Source organism: Streptomyces sp. IBSBF 3136 (assembly GCF_036815105.1).
In the GTDB taxonomy this organism is placed as follows: Bacteria; Actinomycetota; Actinomycetes; order Streptomycetales; family Streptomycetaceae; genus Streptomyces.
Window position 1 is genome coordinate 1 of record NZ_JAJSZC010000117.1, and the last position, 24,548, is coordinate 24,548.

Annotated in this window: 21 protein-coding genes and 3 pseudogenes; 15 read left to right on the forward strand and 9 right to left on the reverse strand. The window is 69.0% G+C overall.

Translation table 11 applies throughout. From position 1 onward, the window contains the following. The first annotated feature begins 454 nt into the window (after window positions 1-454). A complete protein-coding gene (locus tag V7E45_RS23680) occupies window positions 455-3,004 on the forward strand; it encodes a DEAD/DEAH box helicase (protein WP_333776204.1) in 2,550 nt (849 codons plus the stop codon). Window positions 3,005-3,380: 376 nt separating this feature from the next. Here V7E45_RS23680 and V7E45_RS23685 read toward each other — a convergent pair whose 3' ends face one another. Together V7E45_RS23685 and V7E45_RS23690 are read right to left on the reverse strand one after the other, a co-directional pair. Continuing rightward, window positions 3,381-4,232 carry an NmrA/HSCARG family protein gene (locus V7E45_RS23685; RefSeq protein WP_333776205.1) on the reverse strand — a complete coding sequence of 284 codons (852 nt, stop codon included), beginning with the start codon at window positions 4,230-4,232 and terminating at the stop codon, window positions 3,381-3,383. A 133-nt stretch (window positions 4,233-4,365) separates the two neighbouring features. Further along, window positions 4,366-6,021: an MFS transporter gene (locus V7E45_RS23690; protein ID WP_333776206.1), complete on the reverse strand. Its 1,656-nt coding sequence runs from the start codon at window positions 6,019-6,021 to the stop codon at window positions 4,366-4,368. Between the two features lie 577 nt (window positions 6,022-6,598). On the opposite strand from V7E45_RS23690, the gene V7E45_RS23695 reads away from it, so the two are divergent. From V7E45_RS23695 to wrbA, 3 genes are all read left to right on the forward strand, one after another. Beyond that, window positions 6,599-7,345, forward strand: a complete 747-nt coding sequence (locus tag V7E45_RS23695) for a 3-oxoacyl-ACP reductase family protein (RefSeq protein WP_333776207.1) — start codon at window positions 6,599-6,601, stop codon at window positions 7,343-7,345. Between the two features lie 122 nt (window positions 7,346-7,467). Further along, the gene (locus V7E45_RS23700) at window positions 7,468-7,947 is read left to right on the forward strand and encodes a hypothetical protein (protein WP_333776208.1); all 480 of its coding nucleotides are present in this window, start codon (window positions 7,468-7,470) and stop codon (window positions 7,945-7,947) included. Between the two features lie 273 nt (window positions 7,948-8,220). Further along, window positions 8,221-8,823 (forward strand): NAD(P)H:quinone oxidoreductase, encoded by a 603-nt coding sequence (wrbA, locus tag V7E45_RS23705; protein WP_333776209.1) that lies wholly within the window; start codon window positions 8,221-8,223, stop codon window positions 8,821-8,823. Window positions 8,824-8,903: 80 nt separating this feature from the next. Here wrbA and V7E45_RS23710 read toward each other — a convergent pair whose 3' ends face one another. The 3 genes and pseudogenes from V7E45_RS23710 to V7E45_RS23720 all read right to left on the reverse strand — a co-directional run bounded on the left by V7E45_RS23710 (window position 8,904) and on the right by V7E45_RS23720 (window position 11,279). Continuing rightward, window positions 8,904-9,551 carry an RraA family protein gene (locus V7E45_RS23710; protein WP_333776210.1) on the reverse strand — a complete coding sequence of 216 codons (648 nt, stop codon included), beginning with the start codon at window positions 9,549-9,551 and terminating at the stop codon, window positions 8,904-8,906. A gap of 37 nt (window positions 9,552-9,588) precedes the next feature. After that, window positions 9,589-10,306, reverse strand: a pseudogene (locus tag V7E45_RS23715) (flavodoxin family protein). Window positions 10,307-10,378: 72 nt separating this feature from the next. Beyond that, window positions 10,379-11,279, reverse strand: a pseudogene (locus tag V7E45_RS23720) (DUF5996 family protein). A gap of 333 nt (window positions 11,280-11,612) precedes the next feature. Here V7E45_RS23720 and V7E45_RS23725 point away from each other — a divergent pair. Continuing rightward, window positions 11,613-12,221, forward strand: coding sequence for a TMEM175 family protein (locus V7E45_RS23725; RefSeq protein ID WP_333776211.1), 609 nt, complete (start codon window positions 11,613-11,615; stop codon window positions 12,219-12,221). A gap of 253 nt (window positions 12,222-12,474) precedes the next feature. After that, window positions 12,475-12,630, forward strand: a complete 156-nt coding sequence (locus V7E45_RS23730; protein ID WP_333776212.1) for a hypothetical protein — start codon at window positions 12,475-12,477, stop codon at window positions 12,628-12,630. A gap of 22 nt (window positions 12,631-12,652) precedes the next feature. On the opposite strand, the gene V7E45_RS23735 is transcribed toward V7E45_RS23730, so the two are convergent. Next, complete coding sequence (locus tag V7E45_RS23735) at window positions 12,653-13,630, reverse strand: DUF5996 family protein (RefSeq protein ID WP_333776213.1); 978 nt, start codon at window positions 13,628-13,630, stop codon at window positions 12,653-12,655. Window positions 13,631-13,907: 277 nt separating this feature from the next. Here V7E45_RS23735 and V7E45_RS23740 point away from each other — a divergent pair, with 277 nt between their 5' ends. The 4 genes from V7E45_RS23740 to V7E45_RS23755 all read left to right on the forward strand — a co-directional run bounded on the left by V7E45_RS23740 (window position 13,908) and on the right by V7E45_RS23755 (window position 16,886). After that, a complete protein-coding gene (locus V7E45_RS23740) occupies window positions 13,908-15,014 on the forward strand; it encodes an LLM class flavin-dependent oxidoreductase (protein ID WP_333776222.1) in 1,107 nt (368 codons plus the stop codon). Then, window positions 15,011-15,616 carry a CE1759 family FMN reductase gene (locus V7E45_RS23745; RefSeq protein WP_333776214.1) on the forward strand — a complete coding sequence of 202 codons (606 nt, stop codon included), beginning with the start codon at window positions 15,011-15,013 and terminating at the stop codon, window positions 15,614-15,616. Before V7E45_RS23740 ends, V7E45_RS23745 begins: the two co-directional genes overlap by 4 nt. A 555-nt stretch (window positions 15,617-16,171) precedes the next feature. After that, window positions 16,172-16,528, forward strand: a complete 357-nt coding sequence (locus V7E45_RS23750) for a hypothetical protein (protein ID WP_333776215.1) — start codon at window positions 16,172-16,174, stop codon at window positions 16,526-16,528. A 211-nt stretch (window positions 16,529-16,739) separates the two neighbouring features. After that, window positions 16,740-16,886 (forward strand): hypothetical protein, encoded by a 147-nt coding sequence (locus V7E45_RS23755; RefSeq protein WP_333776216.1) that lies wholly within the window; start codon window positions 16,740-16,742, stop codon window positions 16,884-16,886. 435 nt (window positions 16,887-17,321) lie between these two features. On the opposite strand, the gene V7E45_RS23760 is transcribed toward V7E45_RS23755, so the two are convergent. Next, window positions 17,322-18,239, reverse strand: coding sequence for a LysR family transcriptional regulator (locus V7E45_RS23760; RefSeq protein ID WP_333776217.1), 918 nt, complete (start codon window positions 18,237-18,239; stop codon window positions 17,322-17,324). A 107-nt stretch (window positions 18,240-18,346) separates the two neighbouring features. Here V7E45_RS23760 and V7E45_RS23765 point away from each other — a divergent pair, with 107 nt between their 5' ends. The 3 genes from V7E45_RS23765 (at window position 18,347) to V7E45_RS23775 (ending at window position 20,444) form a co-directional block, all read left to right on the forward strand. Further along, the gene (locus V7E45_RS23765; protein ID WP_333776218.1) at window positions 18,347-19,333 is read left to right on the forward strand and encodes a DMT family transporter; all 987 of its coding nucleotides are present in this window, start codon (window positions 18,347-18,349) and stop codon (window positions 19,331-19,333) included. Then, window positions 19,330-20,088 (forward strand): cyclase family protein, encoded by a 759-nt coding sequence (locus V7E45_RS23770; protein ID WP_333776219.1) that lies wholly within the window; start codon window positions 19,330-19,332, stop codon window positions 20,086-20,088. Before V7E45_RS23765 ends, V7E45_RS23770 begins: the two co-directional genes overlap by 4 nt. Window positions 20,089-20,213: 125 nt before the next feature. Then, window positions 20,214-20,444 carry a hypothetical protein gene (locus V7E45_RS23775; RefSeq protein ID WP_020124050.1) on the forward strand — a complete coding sequence of 77 codons (231 nt, stop codon included), beginning with the start codon at window positions 20,214-20,216 and terminating at the stop codon, window positions 20,442-20,444. On the opposite strand, the pseudogene V7E45_RS23780 reads toward V7E45_RS23775, so the two are convergent. Continuing rightward, window positions 20,417-21,514: pseudogene (locus tag V7E45_RS23780) on the reverse strand (HAD-IC family P-type ATPase); the annotation flags it as partial. The gene V7E45_RS23775 and the pseudogene V7E45_RS23780 overlap by 28 nt on opposite strands. Before the next feature lie 549 nt (window positions 21,515-22,063). Here V7E45_RS23780 and V7E45_RS23785 point away from each other — a divergent pair. Then, the gene (locus V7E45_RS23785; protein ID WP_333776220.1) at window positions 22,064-23,086 is read left to right on the forward strand and encodes a hypothetical protein; all 1,023 of its coding nucleotides are present in this window, start codon (window positions 22,064-22,066) and stop codon (window positions 23,084-23,086) included. A gap of 232 nt (window positions 23,087-23,318) precedes the next feature. Here V7E45_RS23785 and V7E45_RS40660 read toward each other — a convergent pair whose 3' ends face one another. Further along, window positions 23,319-24,023, reverse strand: a complete 705-nt coding sequence (locus V7E45_RS40660) for a hypothetical protein (protein ID WP_443056149.1) — start codon at window positions 24,021-24,023, stop codon at window positions 23,319-23,321. 138 nt (window positions 24,024-24,161) lie between these two features. Between V7E45_RS40660 and V7E45_RS23790 the strand changes: the two genes are divergently transcribed. Then, window positions 24,162-24,449, forward strand: coding sequence for a hypothetical protein (locus tag V7E45_RS23790; protein WP_333776221.1), 288 nt, complete (start codon window positions 24,162-24,164; stop codon window positions 24,447-24,449). The last annotated feature ends 99 nt before the right edge of the window (window positions 24,450-24,548 follow it).

Here is a 24,548-nt window from a genome sequence, read left to right on the forward strand (position 1 = left end):
GTTTTTCACGCTTCGCGTTAATACGGATTACCGCTTCGCTTAAATCCTGGGCCCGGGTCGCTGCGCGACCCGGGCGGGGGCGTCCGCTGCGCTCCCGCCCCTTGCCGGCTTCGCCGGGCAGCAGCGGGGGTGAGGCTGCATCAACTCTGCTAGCGGGTAGGTTCACGAACCGTGGCCTACTGCCTCTCGTCGAGGCCTGAAGGGGGCTGCCGGCCTGGGCTTGAAACTGACTCGATGTCATCGGACGACCAGTCAGGGGCGATCGGCTGCAATCCGCCGGATCGTAGAACCGACTGCCAGGCATGGGGAACGTAGCACACGACTGGCATGTGTGAGGGTTCTTTCTGGCCGTACTGGTGTGTGGATGTATCTGGCCCGTGCATCGCAATGATGCAGCGGGTAGAATCACGAGCGGATGCCAGCCTGTATCTCCCCCGGATCGGAATCCTCGACGATGACGGAATCATTCTCTCTTCGCCCGCACCAGATCGAGGCCGTGGAAGCCATCGTGAAAGGCCTCGACATTCCGCCGGGCAAACGGATTCCGCCGCAGGGTCTGCGCGGCATGGTGGTGAGTGCCTGCGGTACCGGGAAGACGTTCATCGGTGCGGCCGCGGTGAAGCGGTTGGCGCCGGATGGCCGGGTCCTGGTGCTGGTGCCGACGCTGGCGTTGCTGGCCCAAACCGTCAGGGAGTGGCGGGCGTTCGGGCATGTGGGGCCGGCGGTTGCGGTGTGCTCGCTGGACGACGACCCGAGCCTGTTCTCGTTGGGGGTGCGGGCGACGACGAGTGCACCGCAGCTGGGGTTGTGGCACGGGCGGGGGCCAGTGACAGTGTTCGCCACCTACGCCTCCCTACCGGTGCTCATCGAGGCGCACCGGGGCGAGTACGGCCTGCCCATGGATGTGTGGGACGTGGTGCTGGTGGATGAGGCGCACCGGGTGAGTGGTTCGTTCGCGAAGGCGTGGGCGGCGGTGCACGACCAGGAGCTCCTGCCCGCCATGCGGCGCCTGTACATGACCGCGACGCCACGGATCTGGGAGGAACGGCCCGCGCGGCCGCGGTGGCGACGGGAGGAAGCAGGCGCAGCGGGTGAGGCTTCTTCAGCTGCTCAGCGGGGCGGGGAGCCGGCGGCTTCGGTGGTGGTGGACCGGCTGCCGGAGGAGATGGCCTGTTCGATGGACGATGAAGCGATTTTTGGGCCGGTTCTCTTTGAGCTGGATTTGTCGGATGCGATCGCTCGGGGGTTGCTTGCGCGGTACCAGGTCGTGGTCGCGGAGCTGCGGGATCCCAGCCTGACCCCGGCGCGGCTGTACGGCGAGGAGCGGGAGTCGGAGGAGGTACGCGGGGAGCGGCTCGCGGTGCTCCAGGCCGCGCTGCTGGAGACGATGGCCGCGCATGATCTGACGCGGTGCATCACCTTCCACCACCGCACCATCGAAGCCCGCGCCTTCGCCGAAGGCCTTGGACGGGCCGCAAAGCGGCTGCACGCCGAAGACCCCGGCCGCCACCCGGAACGGGTATGGGCGAACTGGCTGTCCGGGGAACACGATCCGGACGTACGCACCGACCGGCTCACCCAGTTCGGCGGCAGAGCCGGACGGGCCGTGCTGTCCAACTGCCGCGTACTCGGCGAGGGCGTCGACTGCCCGGCAGTGGACTCGGTCGCCCTGATCGACCCCAAAGGATCCGCGGTAGATATCGTCCAGGCCATCGGGCGGGCATTGCGGCAGAAACCAGGGCAGGGAAAGCTTGCGACGCTGGTCGTACCGGTCTTCCTGAGACCGGGGGAGACCGAAGAAGACATGCCGTACTCGGCCTCGTACCGGCCCTTGATCCGCGTATTGAACGGGCTACGCGCGCACGATGAACGTGCCGTGGAAATGCTCGCTGTTCCGCAAGAGAATTCACCGGTAACGGGTACGTTGCCGTCGTTCCTCGGTGACGCACCGGACGAAGGCGAGGATGAGCGGCGAGTGCTCCTGCGGTTGGGTACGCACCGTGATCCCGCGTTGATCGCGCGGATGGTCCGCTACAACCTGATCGAGCCCGAGCACGCCAACTGGAAAGCCGGCCACCAGGCGGCGGTCGCCTACCGGGACCGGACGGGGCACCTGGCTGTGCCGTACGGGCACCGAGAACTCATGCCGGCCGGACACTCGTTTCCGCTTGGCCGCTGGCTGGCAGACCAACGCCGGGCCCTGGCCGCGGGCAGGATGGCCGCCGAGCGGGCCGCGGACCTGGACGAGCTCGGCATGGTGTGGGACCCGACCGACGCGGCCTGGGAAGAAAACCTCTCCGCAGCCCGCGCCTACCACGCCGAAACCGGCACACTGGCCGCACCGGTCACCGCCACGGCGCTCGACAAGCCGGTGGGGCAATGGCTCGCCAACTGCCGCAAGAAGGCCGGACTCGGCAAGAACCAGGCCGTGGCCCGCCGGCGCGCGGCGCAGCTGGCGGAGATCGACCCGGACTGGAACCCCGGCGCACCCGGACTGGGCTGGACGGTCGACTGGCAACGCACCTACGCCGCTGTGGCCAGCCTGGTCGCGACGGGGGCCGGGCTCGAGGAGATCGTGCCCGGGGTGACCGCGGACGGGGTCGACGTCGGCCGCTGGCTCGAGCGGCAACGCCAGCACATCGTCTGGCAGGGCCTCAAGCCGGGACAACGCGAACGGCTGGGCGCGCTCGGGGTCACTCCCCTGCCGCCCGAGACCCTGGAGACGCTGGAGACGCCCAAGAAGACGGCCAGGAGCGGCTCAGCCGCCTTCGAACGAGGGTGCGCGGCCCTCGCGCAGTACCGGGAGCGCACCGGCTCTGTGACGGTCTCCAGAGGGCACGTAGAAACGATCATCATTGACGGCGACGAGCATCCCGTGAAGCTGGGGGTGTTTTTGTCGAATACCAAAACCAGGCGGGCCAAGCTGGGTGCTGACCGGCTTCAGCGGCTCGCCGACCTCGGACTGGCCTGGGCCCAGCGAACGCTATCCGAGCCTGGGTGGTAGGGCCGGTCAGTCATCCCTCAGGAAGGACCGTGCATGTTGCGTGCATTGAGCGTGCGGGATGTGTACCGAGCGCGGTCCGGCTGCGCGCCTTGAGTGAGAGCACCGCCGCCGCCATCCTGGCCGCCTTCTCTTCCCGGCCCGCAAGTATCGCACGTAAGGGCAACCGCCCACGGTTCCGGCTTGGGTCGTGGAGCGGACCTTCGCCTGGCTCCACCAGTACGAACGTCATTCTGAAACCGTCAGTTATATAAGGATGGCGGCACCTCGGCCGGTCCGTCCAGCGCCGCCCGGGCGCACCCTACTGTGCCCCGAGGCGGCTGACTCCATGAGGGGGCCGTCGTCACCATGATCATCACCACGCGGTGATGGCGCGGTTCTACGCGCGAGTGAGCGCCTGGTTGATCCATGTTGCGAAACTCGTCCAGTTTACGGACGGGTACGACGACTTGAGTGCTGGAATATCGACCTGGTAGCCCTCGGTGTACAGGAACTCCCACATGGCGCCCATGTCGTCGCTGTAGGCGTACACGGAGGAGACCGGCACGGTGACGGGCTGCACATACCGTCCGAGAACCCTTCCCGCGTCGGCGGCCATTTCCGTCACGGTCGGCTCGTCGGAGGCGAGTTCGATCCGTTTGCCAATATGGGGCTGTGGGTTTTGGATCACATGGGCGACGAACGCGCCCATGTCCGGCCGCGACAACTGCTGGAGCCGTTGTGCCGGTTCGAGGGGAAGGGAAAGCCGCCCGGCCATCAGGCTGTCGACGTCGCCGAGCAGATTGTCGAAGAAATACGTCGGAGCGGTGACCGTCCAGGCAAGGTCGGTCTCGTAGAGCGCGGCCTCGATGCGGTGCTTGCTGTCGAAGTGCGGGATCCCGGTCTCGCGGCTGGCTCCGGCCACCGACGAGAGGACAAGGTGCGGCACACGCGCCCTGGTGGCTGCGGTGACAATAGACCTACCCTGCCGCACCTCCGCGTCTGTGCCGCTTTCGAAGGGCGTCGTGACGGCGAACGCAGCCCGCACCCCTGTGAGCGCGGGACCGAGGCTGTCCGCGTCCTCAAGGTCACCCGTGACCACCTCCACACCGCGCTTGTGCAGCGCCCTCGCCCGCCCGGAATCGGGCGAGCGCACAACAGCCCGCACCGGTAGGTTGGCCGCCAGGAGAGCGTCCGCTACTGCGCCTCCCTGCCCGCCCGTCGCGCCCAGGACTGCAACCGGTCCGTTCATTGCTGCCTTCCCACTTTCATGGTCGTCGCAGGTGTCACACGAATATTTGCCGAGTAGGTCGTCGTTGTCGTCGGTCCGTGCGGGCTGTCGGGCTCGGGGTGATCCGCTTCTGGTCGAACGAGTGGAGTTAGTGCTATTCGGGGGGTGGGAGGAGATGTCGAGCCCGAGGCGGTTCGACTGCCAGCGCCGCCGCTTCGACATAGAGTTCGGCGTCGAAGCCGGTCGTGCGTTCGTGGTGCTGTCTGAGGTGCTCGCCCCAGGTGGGCACCTCAAAGACTTCCAGATACCGGTCGGGGTCGGAGATGTCGCGGAAGACGCCCCAGCGGACCGCGCCGGTCCGGCGGCGGGAGCGGCCGAGGGCGTGTAGCGCGGTCAGCAACTCCGTGGCCCGTTCGGGGATAACTCGGTAGGCGACCTCGACCAGTACAGGTCCGGCGGCCGGATCTGCCTTCTCGTGCTCGTCGGCCACGCCGCCGATCTCGGGCTCCAACCAGGGTGTTACGACCGAACGGTCGAGGGTGCCGGTAAGGGCCCGAATCGGCAGCACAGGCAGTGACAGGACACCTGCCACCAGCAGCGCGGTGGCCGCCAGCAGTGCGTCGGTTGTCCCGATCACTCCTGCGACGAGACCCCACAGCAGCGCGCCGACACCTTGGCCGCCAATGAACACCATGACGTAGACGGCGAGTCCCCGTGCGCGGACCCAGCCGGGCAGTGCGAGTTGGAGGGTGGTGTTGAGCGTGGACAGGCTGACCAACCAGCCGAAACCGGCGAGGAGCAGCAGCACTGCCACCAGAGCCCAGCTGTGGAGTGTTGCGCAGGCCAGACCCCCGAGCGCGTAGGCAACGGAGGCGGCACCGAGCAGCGTGTTGCGGCCCAGATGCGCCCGCAGCGTTTTCATCAGCAGGGCGCCCGTGACCGCGCCGACGCCCAGTGCGCCGAGCAGCAGGCCGTATCCCCCGGAACCGAGGCCGAGGCGGGCATTGGCGACCACGGGCAGCAGACCCCACAGTGCCGAGGCGGGGAGCACGAACAGCCCCGCCCGTACCAGGATCCGGCGTACGCCTGGCGCGTTGCGAACGTAACGCCCGCCGGCCCGCAGCGCGGGCACCAATGGCTCGCCTGCGGCTGCCACGCCGGCGTCGCGGCGCCATGCCAGGACTGCGGCGAGCACGGCGAGGTCCGTGACGGCGTTGATGCCGAACACCAGGGCTGGACTGCTCAGTGCCAGCACCACGCCGGCGAGTGCGGGCCCAACGGCGCGCGCCACGTTGACGTTCAGACTGCCCAGCGCGGCTGCGGCGGGCAGTTCCTTGCGGGGTACAAGTTCGGGCTGGATCGCCTGCCAGGCCGGGCTGGAGAGGGCCTGGCAGACGCCGAGCAGGAAGGTGATGGTAATGAGTGTGGCAGGGGTGACGAGGTGAGCCGCGCTCAGCACGGCAAGTCCGGCAGTGACCACGGTCATGGCCGCCGTCAGCATGGCGATCAGGCGTCGGCGGTCCAGTACGTCAGCCAGCACGCCAGCCGGGAGGGAGACGAAAAGGACCGGAATGAGGCTGGCGGCCTGCACGGTGGAGGTGAGCGTAGCCGCGTTCGGCTCGTGCACTACGGTCCACTGCGCGGCCACGGTTTGCATCCAGCTGCCGACGTTGGATACGAGTTGGGCCAGCCACAGGCTACGGAAAACCCGGCGGCGCAGCGGCGCCCAGGCCGACACGCCGCCCCCGGCGGCCTCGGCCGTCGGCCGGCCGCCCTCGCCGGAGCTGGACTGCCCGATCGTCGTACCCACCTCTGCGTCTCGAACGGTTGTGACTTCGGATCGCAGTCCCAGGAGACCTGCCCGAGGCACGATGGTCGCTGACCCAGGTGCCCGCCCAGGTGGTGCCGCGCCCAGCAGCGGAAGACGAGCGAGATCGCCACGCCGCAGTGTGAAGTCATCTCGGCTGAAACGTCCCTCCAGTTCACACTCTCACGCAGGACGTAAACGATGCCCCGAGGGCCCCCGCCGCGCAGTCGTCCGCCGGCGTCAATCTCGGATACCGCCGACGCAGCGGCGGCCGCCGTGGTGGCGACAGCGGACGATACATCCTCACAGGGCATCAGGCATGAGGTCATTGGACACCTGCGAAACTATGCTCCTCCATGATCCAAATTCCAAGCACAACGGGTCTCGAGTCGTAGCTACGCCAGGGCTGTGCGGGCGCTGCTCATCGCCACTGTGCGGCTGGCGGCACTGCTCGGTGTATGTCGTTCCGAGGGGTGCGCCGCATCCAGGACTCCCCGAAGGATGGAGCGTGTCGGGTTAACGCACCGACGTGATTCCTCGACGATTGCCGGGATTATGTCCTCTACTGAGGGGTTATGTCATGACCGCTCGCCTTACCGGTAAGTCGGCGTTGGTCACAGGAGGCTCACGCGGGATCGGGGCAGGAATCGTGCGGCGGTTGGCCGAGGAGGGCGCATACGTGGTTTTCACGTATGTCCGCGGCGAGGCAGCCGCACAGGCGCTCACACGGGAGGTGTCCGCCGCAGGCGGTCGGGCGGTCGCTGTGCAGGCCGACAGCGGGGACCCCGAGGCGATCAGAACCGCGGTCGCCGACACGGTCCGCATGAGCGGTCGGGTGGACATCCTGGTGAACAACGCCTCCTACACGGGCAGCGCACCGATCGCGAGTTTCTCCGTAGAGGAGTTCGACCGCATGATGGCGGTCAATCTCCGCGGGGCCTTCGTCGCCGTACAGGAGGCTGTCCGGCACATGGGGGACGGCGGCCGCATCATCAACACCGGGAGCATTTTTGCTGACCGGACGCCCTCTGTCGCTGACGCAGGAACCTTCGTGTACCAGATGGCCAAGGCCGGTATCGCCGGTTTCACCCGCGGTATCGCGCGGGAGCTCGGCCCCCGGGGCATCACGGCCAACACCATCCAGCCGGGAGTCATCAAAACTGATGCACTCGGCGAAGAGTCCGAAAAGCTCATGCTGTCCTTGACCCCGGTAGGGCGGGTCGGCAGCCCCGCCGACATCGCAGGTGCGGTGGCATACCTCGCGAGCGCCGAGTCCGGCTTCGTCAACGGGGTCACATTTAACATCGACGGCGGATTCGCCGTCTGACCGTTTCGAGGCACCGCATCGAAGGCCACGCGGCAGAGTTTCCGAACCAGTTCGTACCCGCGTGCACCTCGCCTCCGGCCGCCGCTGCTCATGCTGACTGCCTCACGCAGGAGGCCGGCCGCGTGGAGAAGACACTGCTCAGCGAAAGCGGCGGCCGGCTGACGGTCCGTAGAGCAGATGGACAGAAAGACACCATCGCCGTCGACGACCCCGTCTACCACGCCGCGTATCCCGGGGCATCCACGAAACTGACGGTGTGGAAAAACCGGATCGTCAAGTTCGAGACAGCGGGTAAGACCAGCACCGTGGTTTCCGGAGCCTCCACCCGCCCGGGAGTCCTGGCTACGCTCCTCATCGGGCTCAGGGGCTTCACTACCGGAATGGCCATACAAGCAGGCAGACGAACACCGTGGAAGACACTCTGGCGGTGGCCACTGTGGCTCTTCGCTGCAGCCACGGTGGCCATCACCGGCATACTCGTCTCCTTCGTGATCGGCCTCTCTTCGCAGTGGACGGTGGCATTCGCCGTCCCAGCATGGCTTTGGAGCACCTTCATCCTCACCTCCCGCGCCAGCCGTCCCGAAGACACTCGGTGGGCGTGAGCGTCGGCTCGCACGGCGCTCGTAAAACCCAGGAAGCCTCAGGGAAGGCCGCCTGTGTCGCTCGCGCGGGGCGGCACATCACCTCCCTGCCCCACTGCTTCCTGGCGCCCCAGCCGAAGAAATCGATGGAAGCCCCGGGGCGCGAGGTCGGCTGTGGGGAGGCTGCCGTCCATTCGGGTGCGGAGCCGGCTGGGCGCGGCGTGTTGGCGGTACCACGGCTGGGGTGCTCAGACAGTGCGCGGCGAGCACCGTCTTGCCCCGAAGGAGTCCCGTATGAGTGTTCGTGTTGCGGTGATCTATTACAGCGCTACCGGAAACGTCCACCAGCTGGCAAAGGCCGTTGCCGAGGGCGCCACTTCGCGGGATGCCGAGGTCCGCCTGCGTCGAGTGGCCGAGCTGGCCCCGGACACCGCTGTCGACCAGAACCCCGCCTGGCGGGCGCATGTCGACTCCACGAAGAACGAGGTGCCCGAGGCCACGCTGGAGGATTTGGAGTGGGCGTCCGCCCTTGCCTTCGGCACGCCGACGCGTTTCGGGAACGTGGCCGCCCAGCTCAAGCAGTTCATCGACCAGACCGGGAAGCAGTGGCAGGCCGGCGCCTTCCACAACAAGCCGGTCACCAGCTTCACCTCGGCCATGAACCGGCATGGCGGCCAGGAGTCGACGATCCTGTCGCTGAACAACGTCTTCTACCACTGGGGCTGCATCATCGTGCCGCCCGGGTACACCGACCCGCTGCTGTTCGCTGCCGGCGGCAACCCGTACGGCACCAGCTGGCCCAGCGGCGGCGGTGAGGGCCCCGACCAGGCCACCCTCGAAGCCGCCAAGTACCAGGGCCGTCGCCTGGTTGACATCGCCACCCAGCTGCGGGGCTGAAAGGCCCTTTCCGGCCCCCGGGCCCGCTGGCCGTGCCGGCGCCGGTCAGGCAGACCCGGGTTACTTGCGGCCCCCGGCCCTTACGAGGGCGGGGGCGTGTCCTTGCGGATCTGCTCTGCTGCGCGGGCATCGTCGGCGTTCATCGACTCCGCCTCCTGCAATACCCGGTCCACGCTCCCGGCGGGGATGACCACACCCCCGGACGCGTCCGCGTAGACGAGGTCGCCGGGGACGATGCAGACACCGGCGCATTCCACCGCGATGTTCGCGGCGTACGGCATGACGACGGAGCCGCCCCAGTGCGTCGCCTCTCCCCAACACCAGGCGGCGACTTCGTTGGCGCGCAGCTCGCCGAAGTCACGCAGGCGGCCGTCGGCGATGACGCCGGCCATGCGGTGGGTCGCCACCCGCAGGAGTTTGGTGCCCCCGCCGTGGGAGACGTCGGGGCTGCCGCCGCTGGAGAGGACCAGCACGCGCCCGTCGGGCGAGGTGCCGACGGCCTGGTCGAAATAGAAGCCGAAGTCCCGCTCGCTCTCTGGCAGATCGTCGCGGTAGGGCATGTAGGCGATGGTCACCGCGGGCCCGCACACCGGCGTGCCCGGGCTGGGGCTGGTCATGGCCAGCATGTGCGCGCGGTGGCTGTGCACGCGCCCCATGGCGTCGACCAGGGCGGCGCATCCCAGTTGTGTCAGGCGGTCGGTGAGCTCCTTTTTCCCGGTGTGGCTCATCTCGTACTCCTCCCGCGTGCGTGGGCCGGTGCGCCGGCTAGCGGTGTTCCGGGTTGTCGTTCTCCGAGCGGCATCCCGCCTCCCACGCGGTGCGCTGGTTGCCGTAGGCGGGGATGCCGCCCGCCCGGTTCAGCATTGCGGCCATGTGCAGCAGGTTGTGCGTCATGAAGGAGACGTTGCGGTTGGTGAAGTCGTTGTCCGGGCCGCCTGAGCCGGGGTCGAGGTAGGAGGGGCCGGGGCCGGCCTCGCCGATCCAGCCGGCGTCGGCCTGCGGCGGGATCGTGTAGCCGATGTGCTGCAGGCTGTAGAGGACGTTCATGGCGCAGTGCTTGGCGCCGTCCTCGTTGCCGGGGATCAGGCACCCGGCCACCTTGCCGGTAGGCGTACTGCCCCTTCTCGTTCAACTGCGAGGAGCAGGCATACAGGCGTTCGATGACCTTCTTCATCTCCGAGGAGTTGTCGCCGAGCCAGATCGGACCGCACAGGACGAGGATGTCGGCGCTCATGACCTTCTGCGAGAGGGCCGGCCACTCGTCGTGGTCCCAGCCGTGCTCCGTCATGTCGGGCCAGGTGGCGACCTCGTGATCGACCAGCCGGATGACCTCGCTGGTCACGCCGTGCGCGTCCGTCACCTCGCGGCTGCGGTCGATGAGACCGCCGGTGTGGCTCACGGCGGGCGAGCGCTTCAGGGGCGCGTTGACGAACAGCGCTCGCAGGCCCTCGAATCCCGCCGTTGGGCTCTGCACCTCGGACAAATGGACTCCGCCTCGCTTCTGATCCGGCGCCCGGTTCAGGCCGCCGGACGGGGTGTGGGCATCCTGCGCGGGCTACACGGACTGCACCCGGCGGGCGTAGTCCCAGGCGCGGTTCTGCTCGGCAGCCCAGCGCTGGGGATCGACTTCCAGGCTCGGCCTGTCCCAGTGGCCGTGCTCCGCGGCAGCCTCGTACGTGCTGTGCAGGAAGTCTCCCAGAACCCGGTCCGGGTCGTCGGAACGACGCACCGCCTCATACGGCAGCAGGAACTGCCCGTTGTCCTGGCTGTAGTAGGCGGCCTGCGGCTTGACCTCCGCGTCGGCGTAGCCCTCGGGCTCGGGGTAGGCGTAGGAGTAGAAGGCGCCCTCCTCGCCGCCGCCGGGCCAAAAGCCGCAGCTGCTCAGCTCGCGCGAATAGCCCTCGACCATCACCCAGTCACCGCAGTTCGGTGCGCCGCCGGGGTGTTTGGGCGCCGAGCGGCCCGAGAACCTCGTGCACGCCAGATCGAGCGAACCCCAGAAGAAGTGCACCGGGCTCACCTTGCCCTGGAAGTGGGACCGGAACTGCATGAACCTCCGGTGGGCCTGCATCAGCTGCCGCCAGAACAGGTGGGTCGTGCGGGGATCGTAGGTGCGGTGCGTGTAGTCCTCGGAGAACTGCAGGGCCTGCTCGACCTCGTTGGGGTGGTCCTGGATGACGGTGTCGATCCCGAGGTCGTCCAGGCAGCGCATGGTGCGGTCGTGGAACTCCGCGACCGGCATGGGGGCCAGCGCGAACTCGCGGTGGCTGCCCCCGCTGGCGCGGAGGATCAGCTTGTGGTCCACGAAGTCGAACTCAATGTCGAACATGCCGCCCGCGTAGTCGATGCCGGACGTGGACAGGCCCCTCGGCGTGACGTAGAGGGAGACGGCCCCACCAGTGGTTGACGAGCGGTGTGTGGGACAGGCGGATCTTCCCGACGATCTGCTTCCACATGTGCAGCGTCTCCGCGCTGCCGAAGGACTTATACGGCGTTCGAATTGCGTGTCACTTCGGACATGCCTCGTCCGGCGCTGTGGTTGTGACTGAGCACTCGATCTGTCCAATAAGCACTGGACTTGTCGTGCTGTGCATTGGGGTTGGTTGGCGGTGAACCGCGGGAACGACGGTGACACGGAGGGTGTAGCCCGTGCCGCGTCGTACGGCCTGGTCCCGGACTCCTACCTCTGCCCCCAGGGGACAACTAACCGACCGGTAGCTAGGGCGAATCCGACCTGCGGAAAACGACGCCTGCGGCCCTGGGATCCCCGGGCCATTTAGCATCGGTTCATGTCAACCGAGCGGATGGAAGCGTTCAGCGACGGGGTCATCGCCATCGTGATCACGGTCATGGTGCTCGGGCTGCCCATCCCGCACGGCACCACTTGGGCGGCGTTGCACAACGCGCTCCCGGCGCTGCTGACCTACGTGCTCAGCTTTGTCTACCTCGGCATCTACTGGAACAACCACCACCACATGCTGCAGGCGACTGATCGGGTGAACGGGCTGATCCTGTGGGCGAACCTGCACCTACTGTTCTGGCTCTCCCTGATCCCCTTCACCACGGCTTGGATGGGGGAGAACCACTTCGCCGCCGTCCCCGCGGCCGCGTACGGCATCGTCCTGCTCGCCGCTTCCCTGGCCTACTACACACTGCAGAGGGCGATCATCCGAGACCAGGGTGGAGAGTCCCTGCTCGCCGCCGCCGTGGGTAGGGACCTGAAGGGCAACGTCTCGCCGCTGCTGTACGCGAGCGGCATCGGCCTGTCCTTCCTGAGCAACTGGATCGCGGTGGCGATCTATGCCGGCGTCGCGCTGATGTGGCTGGTCCCCGATCGGAGGGTCGAGCGGACCGTTACCGACAGACCGACCCCGGGCCCGAGTGAGTCCGCCCACTGACACCCGCGGCGTTGCGACGGCAGCGAATTCCCCGGTCTCGGCAACCGCTGGATCGGCCCGGGGATCCCCTGGCCGCTGGCGTCGTTTGCGCAGGTAGGCACATGGCAGTCGCGTCGTCACGTCTGATTCGCCCTAGCTACCGGTCGGTTAGTTGTCCCCGGTGTCCGAGCTGGGATTCCAGGGCCTTGTGGGCGGGCGAGCCATCTGCCGGGAGAGGGGTGTCCCCCGGGGGCCGACCTTCCCGGTCGTCTCGATGATTACCGGACCGGTCGTGCTGTACATCCTGGGCCGCCGCAAGCGCGACTCCGACGCCGACGAACGGTACGAGGAGCTGTCCCAGAGGTACGACGAACTGCTGGCGGAGAACCGGCGGCTCGAACCCCCGGCCGCCGGGGACCAGCGGGGCTGATCCTCGGCGGGGCCCGGTCCGCTCAGCCCCGATGCCCCACGTGCTCGGGGTGCTCAGAGGGCTGGTGCTCGCTCATGTACCAGCCGTCGACCCGCGGCCCGACCAGGTCGCCCGGCCAGCCCGCGGTCTGCACGGCCGCCTCGTACACGGCGTCGCCGAACCTGACGATGGCCCCGTGCGGGTCCGGCAGCCGGCGCAGGTTCTGCCACGGCAGCAGCGCGAGTCCGAGGTCCGGATGCCAGTCGGCGCCCTCGACACCCCAGGACCGGCCGGTGAGACCGTCCGGCTGCGGCCAGATGTAGGCGTACATCCCGATGTCCACCGGGCTGCTGCCGTCGCCGTGGGTGTTGTCGAAGGAGAACCCCACCGACACGTACTCGTGCAACTGGGCGTTGCGCATGAAGGGCGGGCCGTCGGGGCCGGGGTCCGTCCGCTTCGGGCGCCAACGGGTCGCCGACAGGTCGAACCCGCCCCACATCACGCCGACGCGCGGCCGGTGCCCGAGGAACGGGGCCTGCCACGCCTCCAGGCCGCCCGCGGCGAGGTCGAACGCCTCCCAGATCAGCCGCGCCGAGCGCGTGTCCCACACCCGTTCCACCCGGTCGTCGTGGAAGTTCGGCGGGGCGGCGGGGATCTCGCAGATCTGCGCGCTGCCCGGATGGGGAATGCCCAGTTGGGACGCGGCCTCGCAGAACGAGGCGTAGAAGTCGGCGACCGACGTCCGCCCCAGCGACAGCGTCCGCGCGGCGCCGTCGGTCTCGATCACTACGTCACCGTCGAGCAGCCGGTAGTGCACCGTGAAGGTCGCCCCGTCCCGCCGGAAGGTCGGTGTGCGCAGCCCGCGCGGCGACACCTCCAGCACGATGTTGCCCCAGCCGACCTCGAATGGGTCGTCCAGCGAGTACTTGCCCGCGACCTGCACCACCCGGTTCACATACTCGAGCATGGGGCCCAGCTCCGCGTGGTCCAGTACCGGCCACGCCTCGGGACGTGCGCTCACGGGGGGCCTCCCGGCGGATCGATCCACGTGTTCTCGACGGCCGTACGACGCCAGCTTCGAACCGCACGATTTCCGGCATGACAGCCGTACGACCGCATAATCCCCGATTCTCCCACGGGCCCCGGAGCCTCGCCTGCTTCCCGCCCGTGCCGGATCGCACCCGCCGTGACACGATGACGGGACAGGGTGACGGGACACCCCCCTCAGCACGCCAGTTCCGCGAAAGCGTCTGAAGGAGCCCAGCATGGCGTCGACGAAAGCGACCGGCGCGGCCGGGATGCAGTTCGGCATCTTCACCGTCGGGGACGTCACCCCCGACCCCACCACCGGCCACACCCCCACCGAGGCCGAGCGCATCCGGGCGACCGTCGCGATCGCGCGCAAGGCGGAGGAGGTAGGGCTCGACGTCTTCGCCACCGGCGAGCACCACAACCCGCCCTTCGTGCCGTCCTCGCCGACCACCCTGCTCGCCTACATCGCCGCGCAGACCGAGCGGATCATCCTCTCCACCTCCACCACGCTGATCACCACCAACGACCCGGTGAAGATCGCCGAGGACTTCAGTGTCCTGCAGCACCTGTCCGGCGGCCGCACCGACGTCATGCTGGGCCGGGGCAACACCGGCCCGGTGTATCCCTGGTTCGGCCAGGACATCCGCCAGGCCATCCCGCTCACGGTCGAGAACTACGGCCTGCTGCGCCGGCTGTGGCGCGAGGAGACCGTCGACTGGGAGGGCAAGTTCCGCAGCGCGCTCCAGGGCTTCACCCTCGCGCCGCGCCCGCTGGACGACGTGCCGCCCTTCGTCTGGCACGCCTCCATCCGCACCCCCGAGATCCCCGAACTCGCCGCCTACTTCGGGGACGGCTTCTTCGCCAACCACATCTTCTGGCCGGCCTCCCACACCCGAGAACTCGTCGGCCTCTACCGGCGCCGGTTCGCGCACTACGGCCACGGCACCCCGGAGCAGGCCGTCGTGGGGCTCGGCGGACAGGTGTTCATGCGGCCCAACAGCCAGGACGCGGTCAACGAGTTCCGTCCCTACTTCGACAACGCCCCGGTGTACGGACACGGGCCCTCGCTGGAGGAATTCACCCGGCAGACCCCGCTCACCGTCGGCTCACCGGCCGAGGTGATCGAGAAGACGCTGGGCTTCCGCGAGTACGTGGGGGACTACCAGCGGCAGCTCTTCCTCATCGACCACGCCGGGCTCCCGGTGAAGACCGTCCTCGAACAGCTCGACCTGCTCGGCGAGGAGGTCGTCCCCGTGCTGCGCCGGGAGTTCGCCAAGGACCGGCCCGACGGCACCCCGGCGGGCCCCACCCACGCCTCGCTGCTGCGCGCACGCGAGGACGCGACCGACGAAGGCGAGGCGGAGGCGCGATGAAGATCACGATCATCACGGGCGGGCTACGCGAGCCCTCCTCGACCCGGCTGCTCGCGGACCGGCTGGCGGCGGCCGTCACCCGTGAACTCGAGGCGCAGGGCGAGCCGGTGGAGCTGTCCTTCGTCGAACTGCGCCCGCTGGCGCACCCCATCATGGACGCGATGCTCACCGGCTTCACCGGCGAAGCACTGGACGCGGCCTTCGAGACCGTCGCCGGGGCCGACGCAGTCATCGCGGTGACCCCCGCCTTCAACGCGTCCTTCAGCGGTTTGTTCAAGTCGTTCTTCGACGTGCTCCCCGAGGAGACCCTCTCCGACATGCCCGTCCTCATCGCGGCCAGCGGCGGCACCGAGCGGCACTCCCTCGTTCTCGAACACGCGCTGCGCCCGATGTTCTCCTACCTCCACGCGATCGTCTCCCCCCGCCCCGTCTACGCCGCCACCAGCGACTTCGGCACCCAGGACGGGGCGGCCCTCGGCGCCCGCATCAACGCCGCCGCCGCCGACTTCAGCCGCCTCCTGCGCGCCTGCGGCCCCCGCACCCGCGAGACCCAGGAGGCCGCGGACCTGGCGACGATGCGGGGGCTGCTGGGCGGAAGCTGACCTCCGATCCCGTCCAAAGCAACAAATCACCACACAGGCAAAAGCCTGGGCAAGTCTCAAGGCAACAAATCTTGACGTGTGTAGCTGCGCCCCGACCGTGCAAAGGTGGTGATGGCCACCACAGGCCGTACGTTTCGCGTACCAAGCACGCGCATGGGACGTACCTGGTGGTGCCGCTCGGGCTGGGAAGGGCGTCGTAGGTGGAGCCGGCCCGACGCCTAACTACGGAGCACCTCCCGCTCATCAAGCGAGCATCTCGCGTACCAACCCCGCACATAGGGGGCCTCACCCGCACACGCGGGGGGGCCGTCCTTGAGCCCTGGCAGTGCAGCAACCTGCTGACCTCGGCCTTGACCTCGGGCACCGACATCCCTCCGCTCGTTCTCGGGCGTGATGAGGTCAACGCTAAGGACCTCGCCCAGCACCTGGACCGTGTTCCGCTGGCCACCCACTGACACGCGAGGGCTGGTACCGCGCCGCCGGCACAGCCGGCGCCGGCCCCGGCCCTCGCGTCGCATATGTCCCCCCCTCACCGCCTGCTCGAAGGAACAAACCGTGTCCGACGAACACGACAGCGACAACGTCACCCGTTTGCCTGAGCCCCAGTCGGGACCTCACTGGATCCACAGCCGGAAGATCAACATTCCGCTTCCGGTCCTCCCCGAGCATGTCCGCCAGCGTCTGCGTACGCCTGGCTTCTGGACCGCCATGATGGCCATCTCCGCCTTCAGTACTGCCTACGCCTCCGGTCGGCTGCAACAGACCCGCGACGTCGTGGTAGCCCTCGTTCTCACCGGGTTCGTCGTCCTCCTCGGCGCCGTCGGAATGGTGTGCCAGGCCATCAAGACCAACCGCAGCGTCGCGGCGACGCCGGCCGCCGATAAGCCCCGGCCCCGCAGCACCGCTGCCTGACCAGATAGCCGGGAGCCAGCTGGGAGTCAGGCTCCGGCGGGCTCCCGGCCCGGCACGGAGGCGAGCTCGCCCGGGTCCCGATCTGGCCGCGCTACTCCTGAGGCCAGACCTGCAGCACGGCGCCAGTAGAGGAGGTCGGCGCCGGTGAGGACGAAGTTGTCGCAGTGGCCGCAGTCGAGATTCCAGGGGCAGGTTCCGCCGTCATTTTCCGGTGCCTGTCGCGCTGGACATTCTCGAAGGCCCGCTTGGCGCGCGGCTGTCCGGTCTGCTGCACGCCATTCCCAGGGACATCGACATGGTTGATGCCGACGCGCTCGTCGTGGCCGACGGCTCGCCGGCGGACTGCGTCCGTGCGTGATCCGGACAGGGTGACCGCACGCGGCCTGCTCGCGCCAGGTGCAAGTCGACCAGGCGCAGCCCGCACAGCTCACCGATCCGGAACCCACCGTCGGCCAGCCACGTGACCACCATCCGGTCCCGCGCACACGACACCGCCCCCAGCGTGGCGCCGGCGCGCAGCAGGTTGGTGGCCAGGGTATGGCGGGCCTGGTGGGCGACGTACGCGCCGCCGAGGTCGAGGCCCCGGGTCAGCGCCCACCAGCACGACCGCGGGCTCCTCCAGCCTCTTGTGCCCGGCCGGTGCGGCGGCCGGGCACAAGAGGCTCGAACCGCATCCACGACGAACAGGCTCTGCCAGGCGCAACGGCTCGGCATCATGTGCAGCGCGGCACAAGCGACTTGGCCCACCTGCACCACTCGGACCGACCCGCACAACGAACAAGGCCAGCCGGAGTCAGTGTGGCGCGGCCCCCGTGGGCGGCTCTGTGGATGCTGCGTCGCGGAGGGCTGACAGGAGGCCGCGGAGGGCGGGCTGGTCGAGGGCGGTTTCGCGGGCCACCGCCGAGATCACGCGGACCGGTTCGGGGTTGCGGACCGGGCGTACGACGACACCGGGGTGGCGGCCGCGCAGCCCCAGCCTCGGCATCAGACCGACGCCGAGGCCGGCCGCGACGAAGCCCTGCGCGGTGGCGTAGTCCTCGCTGCGGATGACGAAGTCGGGGCTGAACCCGGCCGCCGCACAGGAGTCGATCACCGGTTCCAGGCAGGGACCCGGCGGTTCACTGCCGACCCACTGCTCCCCGGCCAGCTCGTGCAGGTCGATGACCTCCCGGTCCGCGAGCGGATGCCCCAGGGGCAGGACGGCCATGTACGGGTCGTCCAGGAGATGCACGAGACGGAAGCCGTCGCCCGCCCGGCCCCGCGCCTGGACCACCACGGCCAGGTCGGCCCGGCCACGGACCACCTCCTGGAACGGGTCCTCCGGATCGGCGAGTTCGAGGTCGACCCGGACCCCGGGGTGTTCCGCGCGGAGCCGGGCCAGGGCCGGGGCCACCAGCGTGGAGCCCGCCGTGGCGAAGTACCGGACGGACAGGGTGCCGATGCGTCCGGCGCGCAGGTCGGCGAGGGCGCTTTCCGCCTGGGCGACCGCCGAGCTGATCAGGGCCGCGTGCTCGGTGAGCAGCAGACCGGCCGGGGTGGGCCGCACCCCCCGCCCGACCCGTTCGAGCAGTTCGGTGCCGGCCTGCTTCTCCAGCGCCGCCACCTGCTGACTCACGGCGGACGGGGTGTAGCCGAGGTGGGCCGCGGCCGCGGTGACCGTCCCGCTGGTGACCACCGCACGCAGAACCTGGAGGCGCCTCACATCAAGCATGTAGCACAGCTTAACAGACTAGGTAGAACCATTTGCTTGTCCTCACAGTTCGGCTGGGGCATGGTCGAAGAACGGGACATATGCCGTCCGGACGGAGGAGGAGCATCGTGAGCAGTGGGACACGAAGTCTGCGGGGCGGGGTGCGGGTGGCCGTGCTCGCCCTGTTGTGGGGCTCGACCTTCCTCTGGATCGAACTGGCGCTGCGCGGCCTCTCCCCGCTCCAGGTCACGTTCGTCCGCTGCCTCCTCGGCGCACTCGTCCTCACCGTCGCCTGCTACGCCTCGGGCCGGCGCCTGCCGCGTGGCCGTACCGTCTGGCGTCACATCGCCGTCGCGGCCTTCTTCTGCAACGCGCTCCCCTTCGCCCTGTTCAGCCTGGGCCAGCAGACCGTCGACTCCGGCCTCGCGGGGGTCCTGAACGCCACGACCCCGCTGTGGTCGATCGCCCTCGGCCTGGCCCTCGGCTCGGAACGCGGACTGCGCCCGGTCCGCCTGACGGGCCTGCTGCTCGGCTTCGCCGGCACGATCCTCATCCTCGCCCCGTGGCAGTCGGCCGGGGCCACCGGCTGGGGAGCCCTCGCCATTCTCGGCGCGGCCGCCAGCTACGCCGTCGCCTTCACCTACATGGGCCGCACGCTGGTGCGCAGGGGCACTCCGACCATCTCGCTCTCGGCCGCCCAGCTGATCGCCGCGAGCGGGCTGACCGCCGTAGCGCTGCCGATCGGCGGTCTGGAGTCGATCGACCCGGGCCCGGTGGTCGTGGTCGCGGCCCTGGTCCTCAGCGTCTTCTGCACCGCGATCACCTTCCACCTCACCTACCGGATCATCAACGACGAGGGCGCCACCAACGCCGCCGTGGTCGGCTACCTGCTGCCCGTGGTCTCCGTCCTCCTCGGCGCGATCGTCCTGGGCGAGGGCCTCAGCGTCCGGGTCGTGCTGGGCATGGCCGTGGTCCTCGTGGGGGTCGGGATGACCCGCCGCAAGGACCCGAAAGCCACGGCTCCGGGCCGGACCAGCGAGGCAGAGCAAGAGGCCGAGCAAGAGGACACCCCGGCGACGACCATCCGTCAGCTCGCGCTGGAGACCGCCGGATGACCTCCGGCGAGCCCCGGCTGTGGTCGGCGTACCGCGAGCTGACCGAGGGCACGGTCCGTACCGACCTCACCCATGCCTTCCGGCCGGGGCAGCCGCACTTCGCGGGCTTCGGCGACGAGCACCGCGAGACCCTCTTCGACCGGGAGCGCGGCGACGGTTTCACCGCGCACCGCTACACCCTGGCCGGCCAGTGGGGCACCCACGTCGACCCGCCCGCGCACTTCGTGGCCGGGGCCCGCACCCTGGACCTGATCCCGGTCGAGGAGATGATCCTCCCGCTGGCGGTGCTCGACATCACCGCCCGGGTCGAGGCCGACCCCGACACCACTCCGACCCTGGACGACGTACGGGCCTGGGAGCGGCGCAACGGCCGGTTCCCGCCCGGGGCGTTCGTCGCCCTGCGCACCGGGTGGAGCCGTCGCTGGCCGGACCCGGTGGCGATGGCCAACCGGGACCGGGAAGGAATCAGTCGCACACCGGGCTGGTCGGCCGAGGTCCTGACGTACCTCTTCGAGGACGCGGGCGTCACCGCCATCGGCCACGAGCAGGCCGACACCGACCCCGGAGCCGCCGCCTCCGCGGGCGACCACGGCCTGGAGGCGTACGTCCTGGGCCGCGACCGCTGGCAGATCGAACTGCTGACCAACCTCGGCCGGCTCCCCGAATCGGGAGCCCTGGTCGTCGCCACCTGGCCCAAGCCGCACGCCGGCTCCGGCTTCCCGGCCCGGGTCTTCGCGGTGCATCCGGCGGTGTGAGGACCGCAGATTCGACGGTGGGAGAGCCCGCACCCGGCGGTATGAGAGCCCTACCTGTCACGGCATCGGCCCCCCCGGGACGATTGCGCAAGCTCTAAACTGTCGGCGTGGACGCAGCGGAGACAGTGGAGACGGCCGACGTGACCGGATGGGAAGTCGCCGTCCTCGACGGCGGACCGGCCGACGGGATGCGGGTCAAGGTCGCCGACCGGCCCCGGGTCGTGCAGGTGTCGTACCCCTGCCGGGCGGAGGGCGCGCCGTCCGGGGTGCGGGTGGACGGCGTCTACGTCTACCGGCTCGATCACGGCGTGACGGACGAACCCCTGCGCTACGGCTTCGACATCGCCTGTCCCTGAGCGACGCCGGTCACCGGGAGCGCAACCGTGCGCCGGCGCTGGTAGTGCGTCCGCGCCGCCAGCAGGCCCACGGCGTACAGAGCCAGGACGGCCACGAGCAGGCCGTAGTACACGCCGGGCAGCGCGCTCAGGCCCAGGGCCGCGCCCGGCGGGGACGCGGGCAGGAGCAGACCGGTCGCGGCCAGTGCGGCGGCGGACCAGGTCACCGGGCCCGGCCGGCGGCCGGCGCGGCCCGGTGAGCCCAGGGACAGCAGCACCATCACCACGGCCTGCGTCAGCAGGTTCTCCGTGAACCAGCCCGAGTGGAACAGCGACTCGTCGTCCCCCGGGCCCCGCAGGGCGAAGGCCAGGACACCGAAGGTCGCCAGGTCCGCCACGGCGTTCAGGGCGCCGAATCCGACGATGAACCGAAGCAGCTCGCGGGGGTCCAGGACGCTCGGCCGGCGCAGGGCGGCCGGCGTGGGACGGTCGTGGGCGAAGGCCAGTTGGGCCGCGTCGAAGCACAGGTTCTGGACGAGGACCTGGGCCGGGAGCATCGGCAGGAACGGCAGGAGGAGGCCCGCGGAGAGCATCGCGATCACGTTGCCGAGGTTCGAGGAGAGCGTGATGCGCAGATACGTGGCGATGTTGCCGCCCGCGTGACGGCCGGCGTCGACCGCCTGGCCGATCGCGGTGAGGACCTTCCCGGCAAGGACGAGGTCGGCGCTCTGCCTGGTCACCCCGGCCGCGTCGCGGGGGGCGATCCCCACGTCGGCGGTGCGCAGGGCGGGCAGGTCGTTGACGCCGTCGCCGAGGAAGCCGACCGTGTGGCCGCCGGCCTGGAGGGCCCGGGTGACACGGGTCTTGTGCTCGGGGGTGCAGCGGGCGAAGACGGTCGTACGGCGGGCCAGTTCGGTGAGTTCGGGGTCGGTGAGGGTGTCGAGGCGGTCGGCGCTCAGGACCCCGGCCACCGGGACCCCCAGGTCACGGCAGGCCCGGACCGCGGTGCCCGGATGGTCGCCGGTGAGGACCTTGAGGGTGACGCCCCGCCCGGCCAGTGCGGCCAGGGCCTCGGCGGCCGTGTGGGCGAGATGTGCTGGTTTCCGAGTGTGGCGGGATGGGCCGAAGGGTTGTAGATCGTTTTTGGCCAGTCTCGGAGGGCCGCTGCCGGGAATGCGACCTGCGACTGCCACGAATAGGGGCATTCTTCGCATTACAGTATGGCCACGTTATTCGCCAGGCTTCGCCACCCCCGGAATCTTCTACAACCAGCCGCAGGTGCCGTTTTCATTGCCTAAGAATGTTCCGCGGCGACTCGGGGTTTCCACGTCAGCGCGTCTCTGACATGTACAGCCAGACGTCGGCCACGCATGCCTTAACCCGGAGAGCACAAAGGTCTCTCCGGCCTGCCAGAGAAGGGGTTCGGCGCAGGAAACGCGCTGATCTGCAATGTTGAATCATCTCGCGAACGAGGCCTGGCCCGAATACGTAGCAGGCTTGCTGGTACTGGCAACGAGTGCCCTGGCCAGTGCCTTGACCAGGGCCTGGCGGCGACGCAGACACATGGAACAAGAGCAGGACGTTGCGCCCGACAGCGGTGAATGAGGCTGGCTTCCCATCATTTTCTCTTGGAGTGTTTCGTGTCTGATTCCTTTAACGTCGTCCTCCAGACGACAAAAAACGTCGTCCGCAAGACGACGTCGCGTCATCCTGATGCGGAGACCAGTCGAATCGACGCTTGGGAACATTTGAAAGATCACCATGCGACTCCGCCGGACCAGTGGCTAGGCGAGATGGCCAATATCTCGCGTGCTCTGGAGCACACCGGGGCGCTAATCGAGGTCGCTTCCAAGTACGACCGTGTCATCGAGCTCCTCGAGTACGGCGTCCCGGAAGACTGCACGGAGACGGACCTGCTCGCAGCCCTGCTTGTGCAACGGGCCCTGCGGGAGAAGTTTTTGATCGATGAGCAGCGGCTCATCGCCGCTGCTCGCCGCAAGAAGATCACGTGGTCTCGCCTTGCCCATGCACTGGAGTTGCGGAGCAGACAGGCGGCGGAACGGCGGCACTTGCAGTTGCGCAAGGACATCGATGCCGTCGTCGGGCACTCTCTGACACAACACGACCGCGTCGAGGCCGCTCGAACTCAGCGTGACCGCACCGCGGAGCAACGGTGGGCGCTGGACCACAGCGATGACATCATCGCTCTGGCCAAGGCGTTGGCAGCCGTACCTGACTTGCAACAGCGCGCGGACTCTTGCTCGAAGGTGGCCCGAGCCAACGAAGTGGCGATTCTTCACGCGCGCCGCAATGGAGAGAACGATCCTGCTCCCGTTCGCACACCGTGGCCGACCCGGCTCCTTGAAGCGGTGGAGTCGGAGGAGGCCCACCGCGCGGCCATGGCGGCGCAGCAGCATGCTGCGGACCCAGACCGCGACCCCTGGGTCTCCCTTCCCTCGCCTCTGACTCCCGTCAGGTATGCGCGCCTGGCCCACCAGATGTTCAGCCTCATCGGCTACGCGATCGACAGCGACAACGTGGACTTGAAGGATCATCAAGATCTCGTGGACAGGATCCGGCACCTCTACGACCTGGCAGGGTCGGCTGCACCTCGTGCGCCGGAGGACTACTGGCCCCGGTCAAGTGAAGCGAAGTCACTGTAGGCAGGCTCGCGGCGCCCCTTTCGTGTTCTGCACCGAGTCTGCCCTGTGCCTCCGCCAGCCGCCACGTCAGGCTGCAACCGGGCCATCCGAGTCTGCGCGGTGACGGCTGCCAGGCGGCTCACGACTGGAGGGACGGTTGTGCATCAGCAGGCTGCGGGGGCGGGGTTGTGCTGGCCCGCCGCCAGTAGAGCCCCGCAACCAGGCCTCTCGCTGTCCCCCGTGCAGGGCTGCGCTACCGCTTGATCTCGCCCGCGCTGGACGGGGATCCCCCGAGCCGCCATCCGGACGACCGTCGCGCGCGGAACGTCTCACCCGACTCGATGAGGGCCTTGCCGCTATCGAAGCCGTGCCCCGTCACGCACCGGTAATGGCCCAAGTGCCCTTCCTCCGTGGGTGCCACGGGTTCGCGGGGCCCGATCGGCTTCTCGCACCGCGGGCACGTCTGCGAGCGGGCCGGCTGGCTCTGGAACGGCGAGGCGGCCTGCTTCGGCCGAGGCGGCGGAACCGCCCCTGGGGCGACATGGGACACCTCGACGGGACCAGGCCCCCGCCGTGACCGACGGGCGTTCTTCTGCGCCTGCGCCTTGCCCTTCTGCTCGCCCGCAACCGCGCGGTACGCCTCGGCACGGGCCTGGTGGCCGCCGCGGAGAGTGCACGCCGTACCGGGTGAAGCTTGGCAGGCGGGGCACGACACCCGCAGGATCTGCGCAAGGGTGGGCATCTGCAGCTTCGGCGGCGACGGCTTCTTGGACGACTTATCCGAGCGGTCACGTCGAGACACCGTCGGCTGGCGCGGCGCGGGCGGCTGGTTGCTCGCGCCGCCCGCGCCCGCAGCCTTCGCCTGCTGCAAGCACGCCTCGTGGCAGACCTTCCCGGACCGGGACTTCGCCTGCGCGGCTGTACCGAAGGGCTTCTTGCAGATGGCACAGAGGGACATAGAGCCCGCAGGCCGGGAAGACTGTCGCCTTGTCACGCTCGGCAGCCTAGCGCCGGCTTTGCGGTCCGATCACCTAGCCGCAGCCCCCCAGTATTCGGTGCTCTAGCGACGAGGATCGGGAGGCGGACATCCTGGTCGTTGCAGTCCGGCTTCCTCGCGGGCAGCCCGGCGGACACGTTGTTCTACCTCGAACCGATTGAGTCGCTTGGCCTGTGCGTACCGGGTGACTGCTGCTTGTGCGCGTGCTGCCGCCTCGAACCACGCCTGGCGCTGATGCCGCCGTTCCTCGTCACAGCTCAGTTGTTCCAACCTGCGGCGGGTGTGGTCGGCCGCCTGCTGAGCTGCGATCGCGGCTTCGAGACCGACAGCGTCTTCTCTCCGCACGCCACCGTGGACATCGGTGCCGGTGACGGCGCTGGCGGGTAGCGGCGCGGCTTCGTTTACTGGTGGGGCCAACTGTCTGGGGATGTGGTGCAACGCTGTCGCGATCGGGGCGGGTGGCGGCAGGGGGGAGGGCTCCGCGTC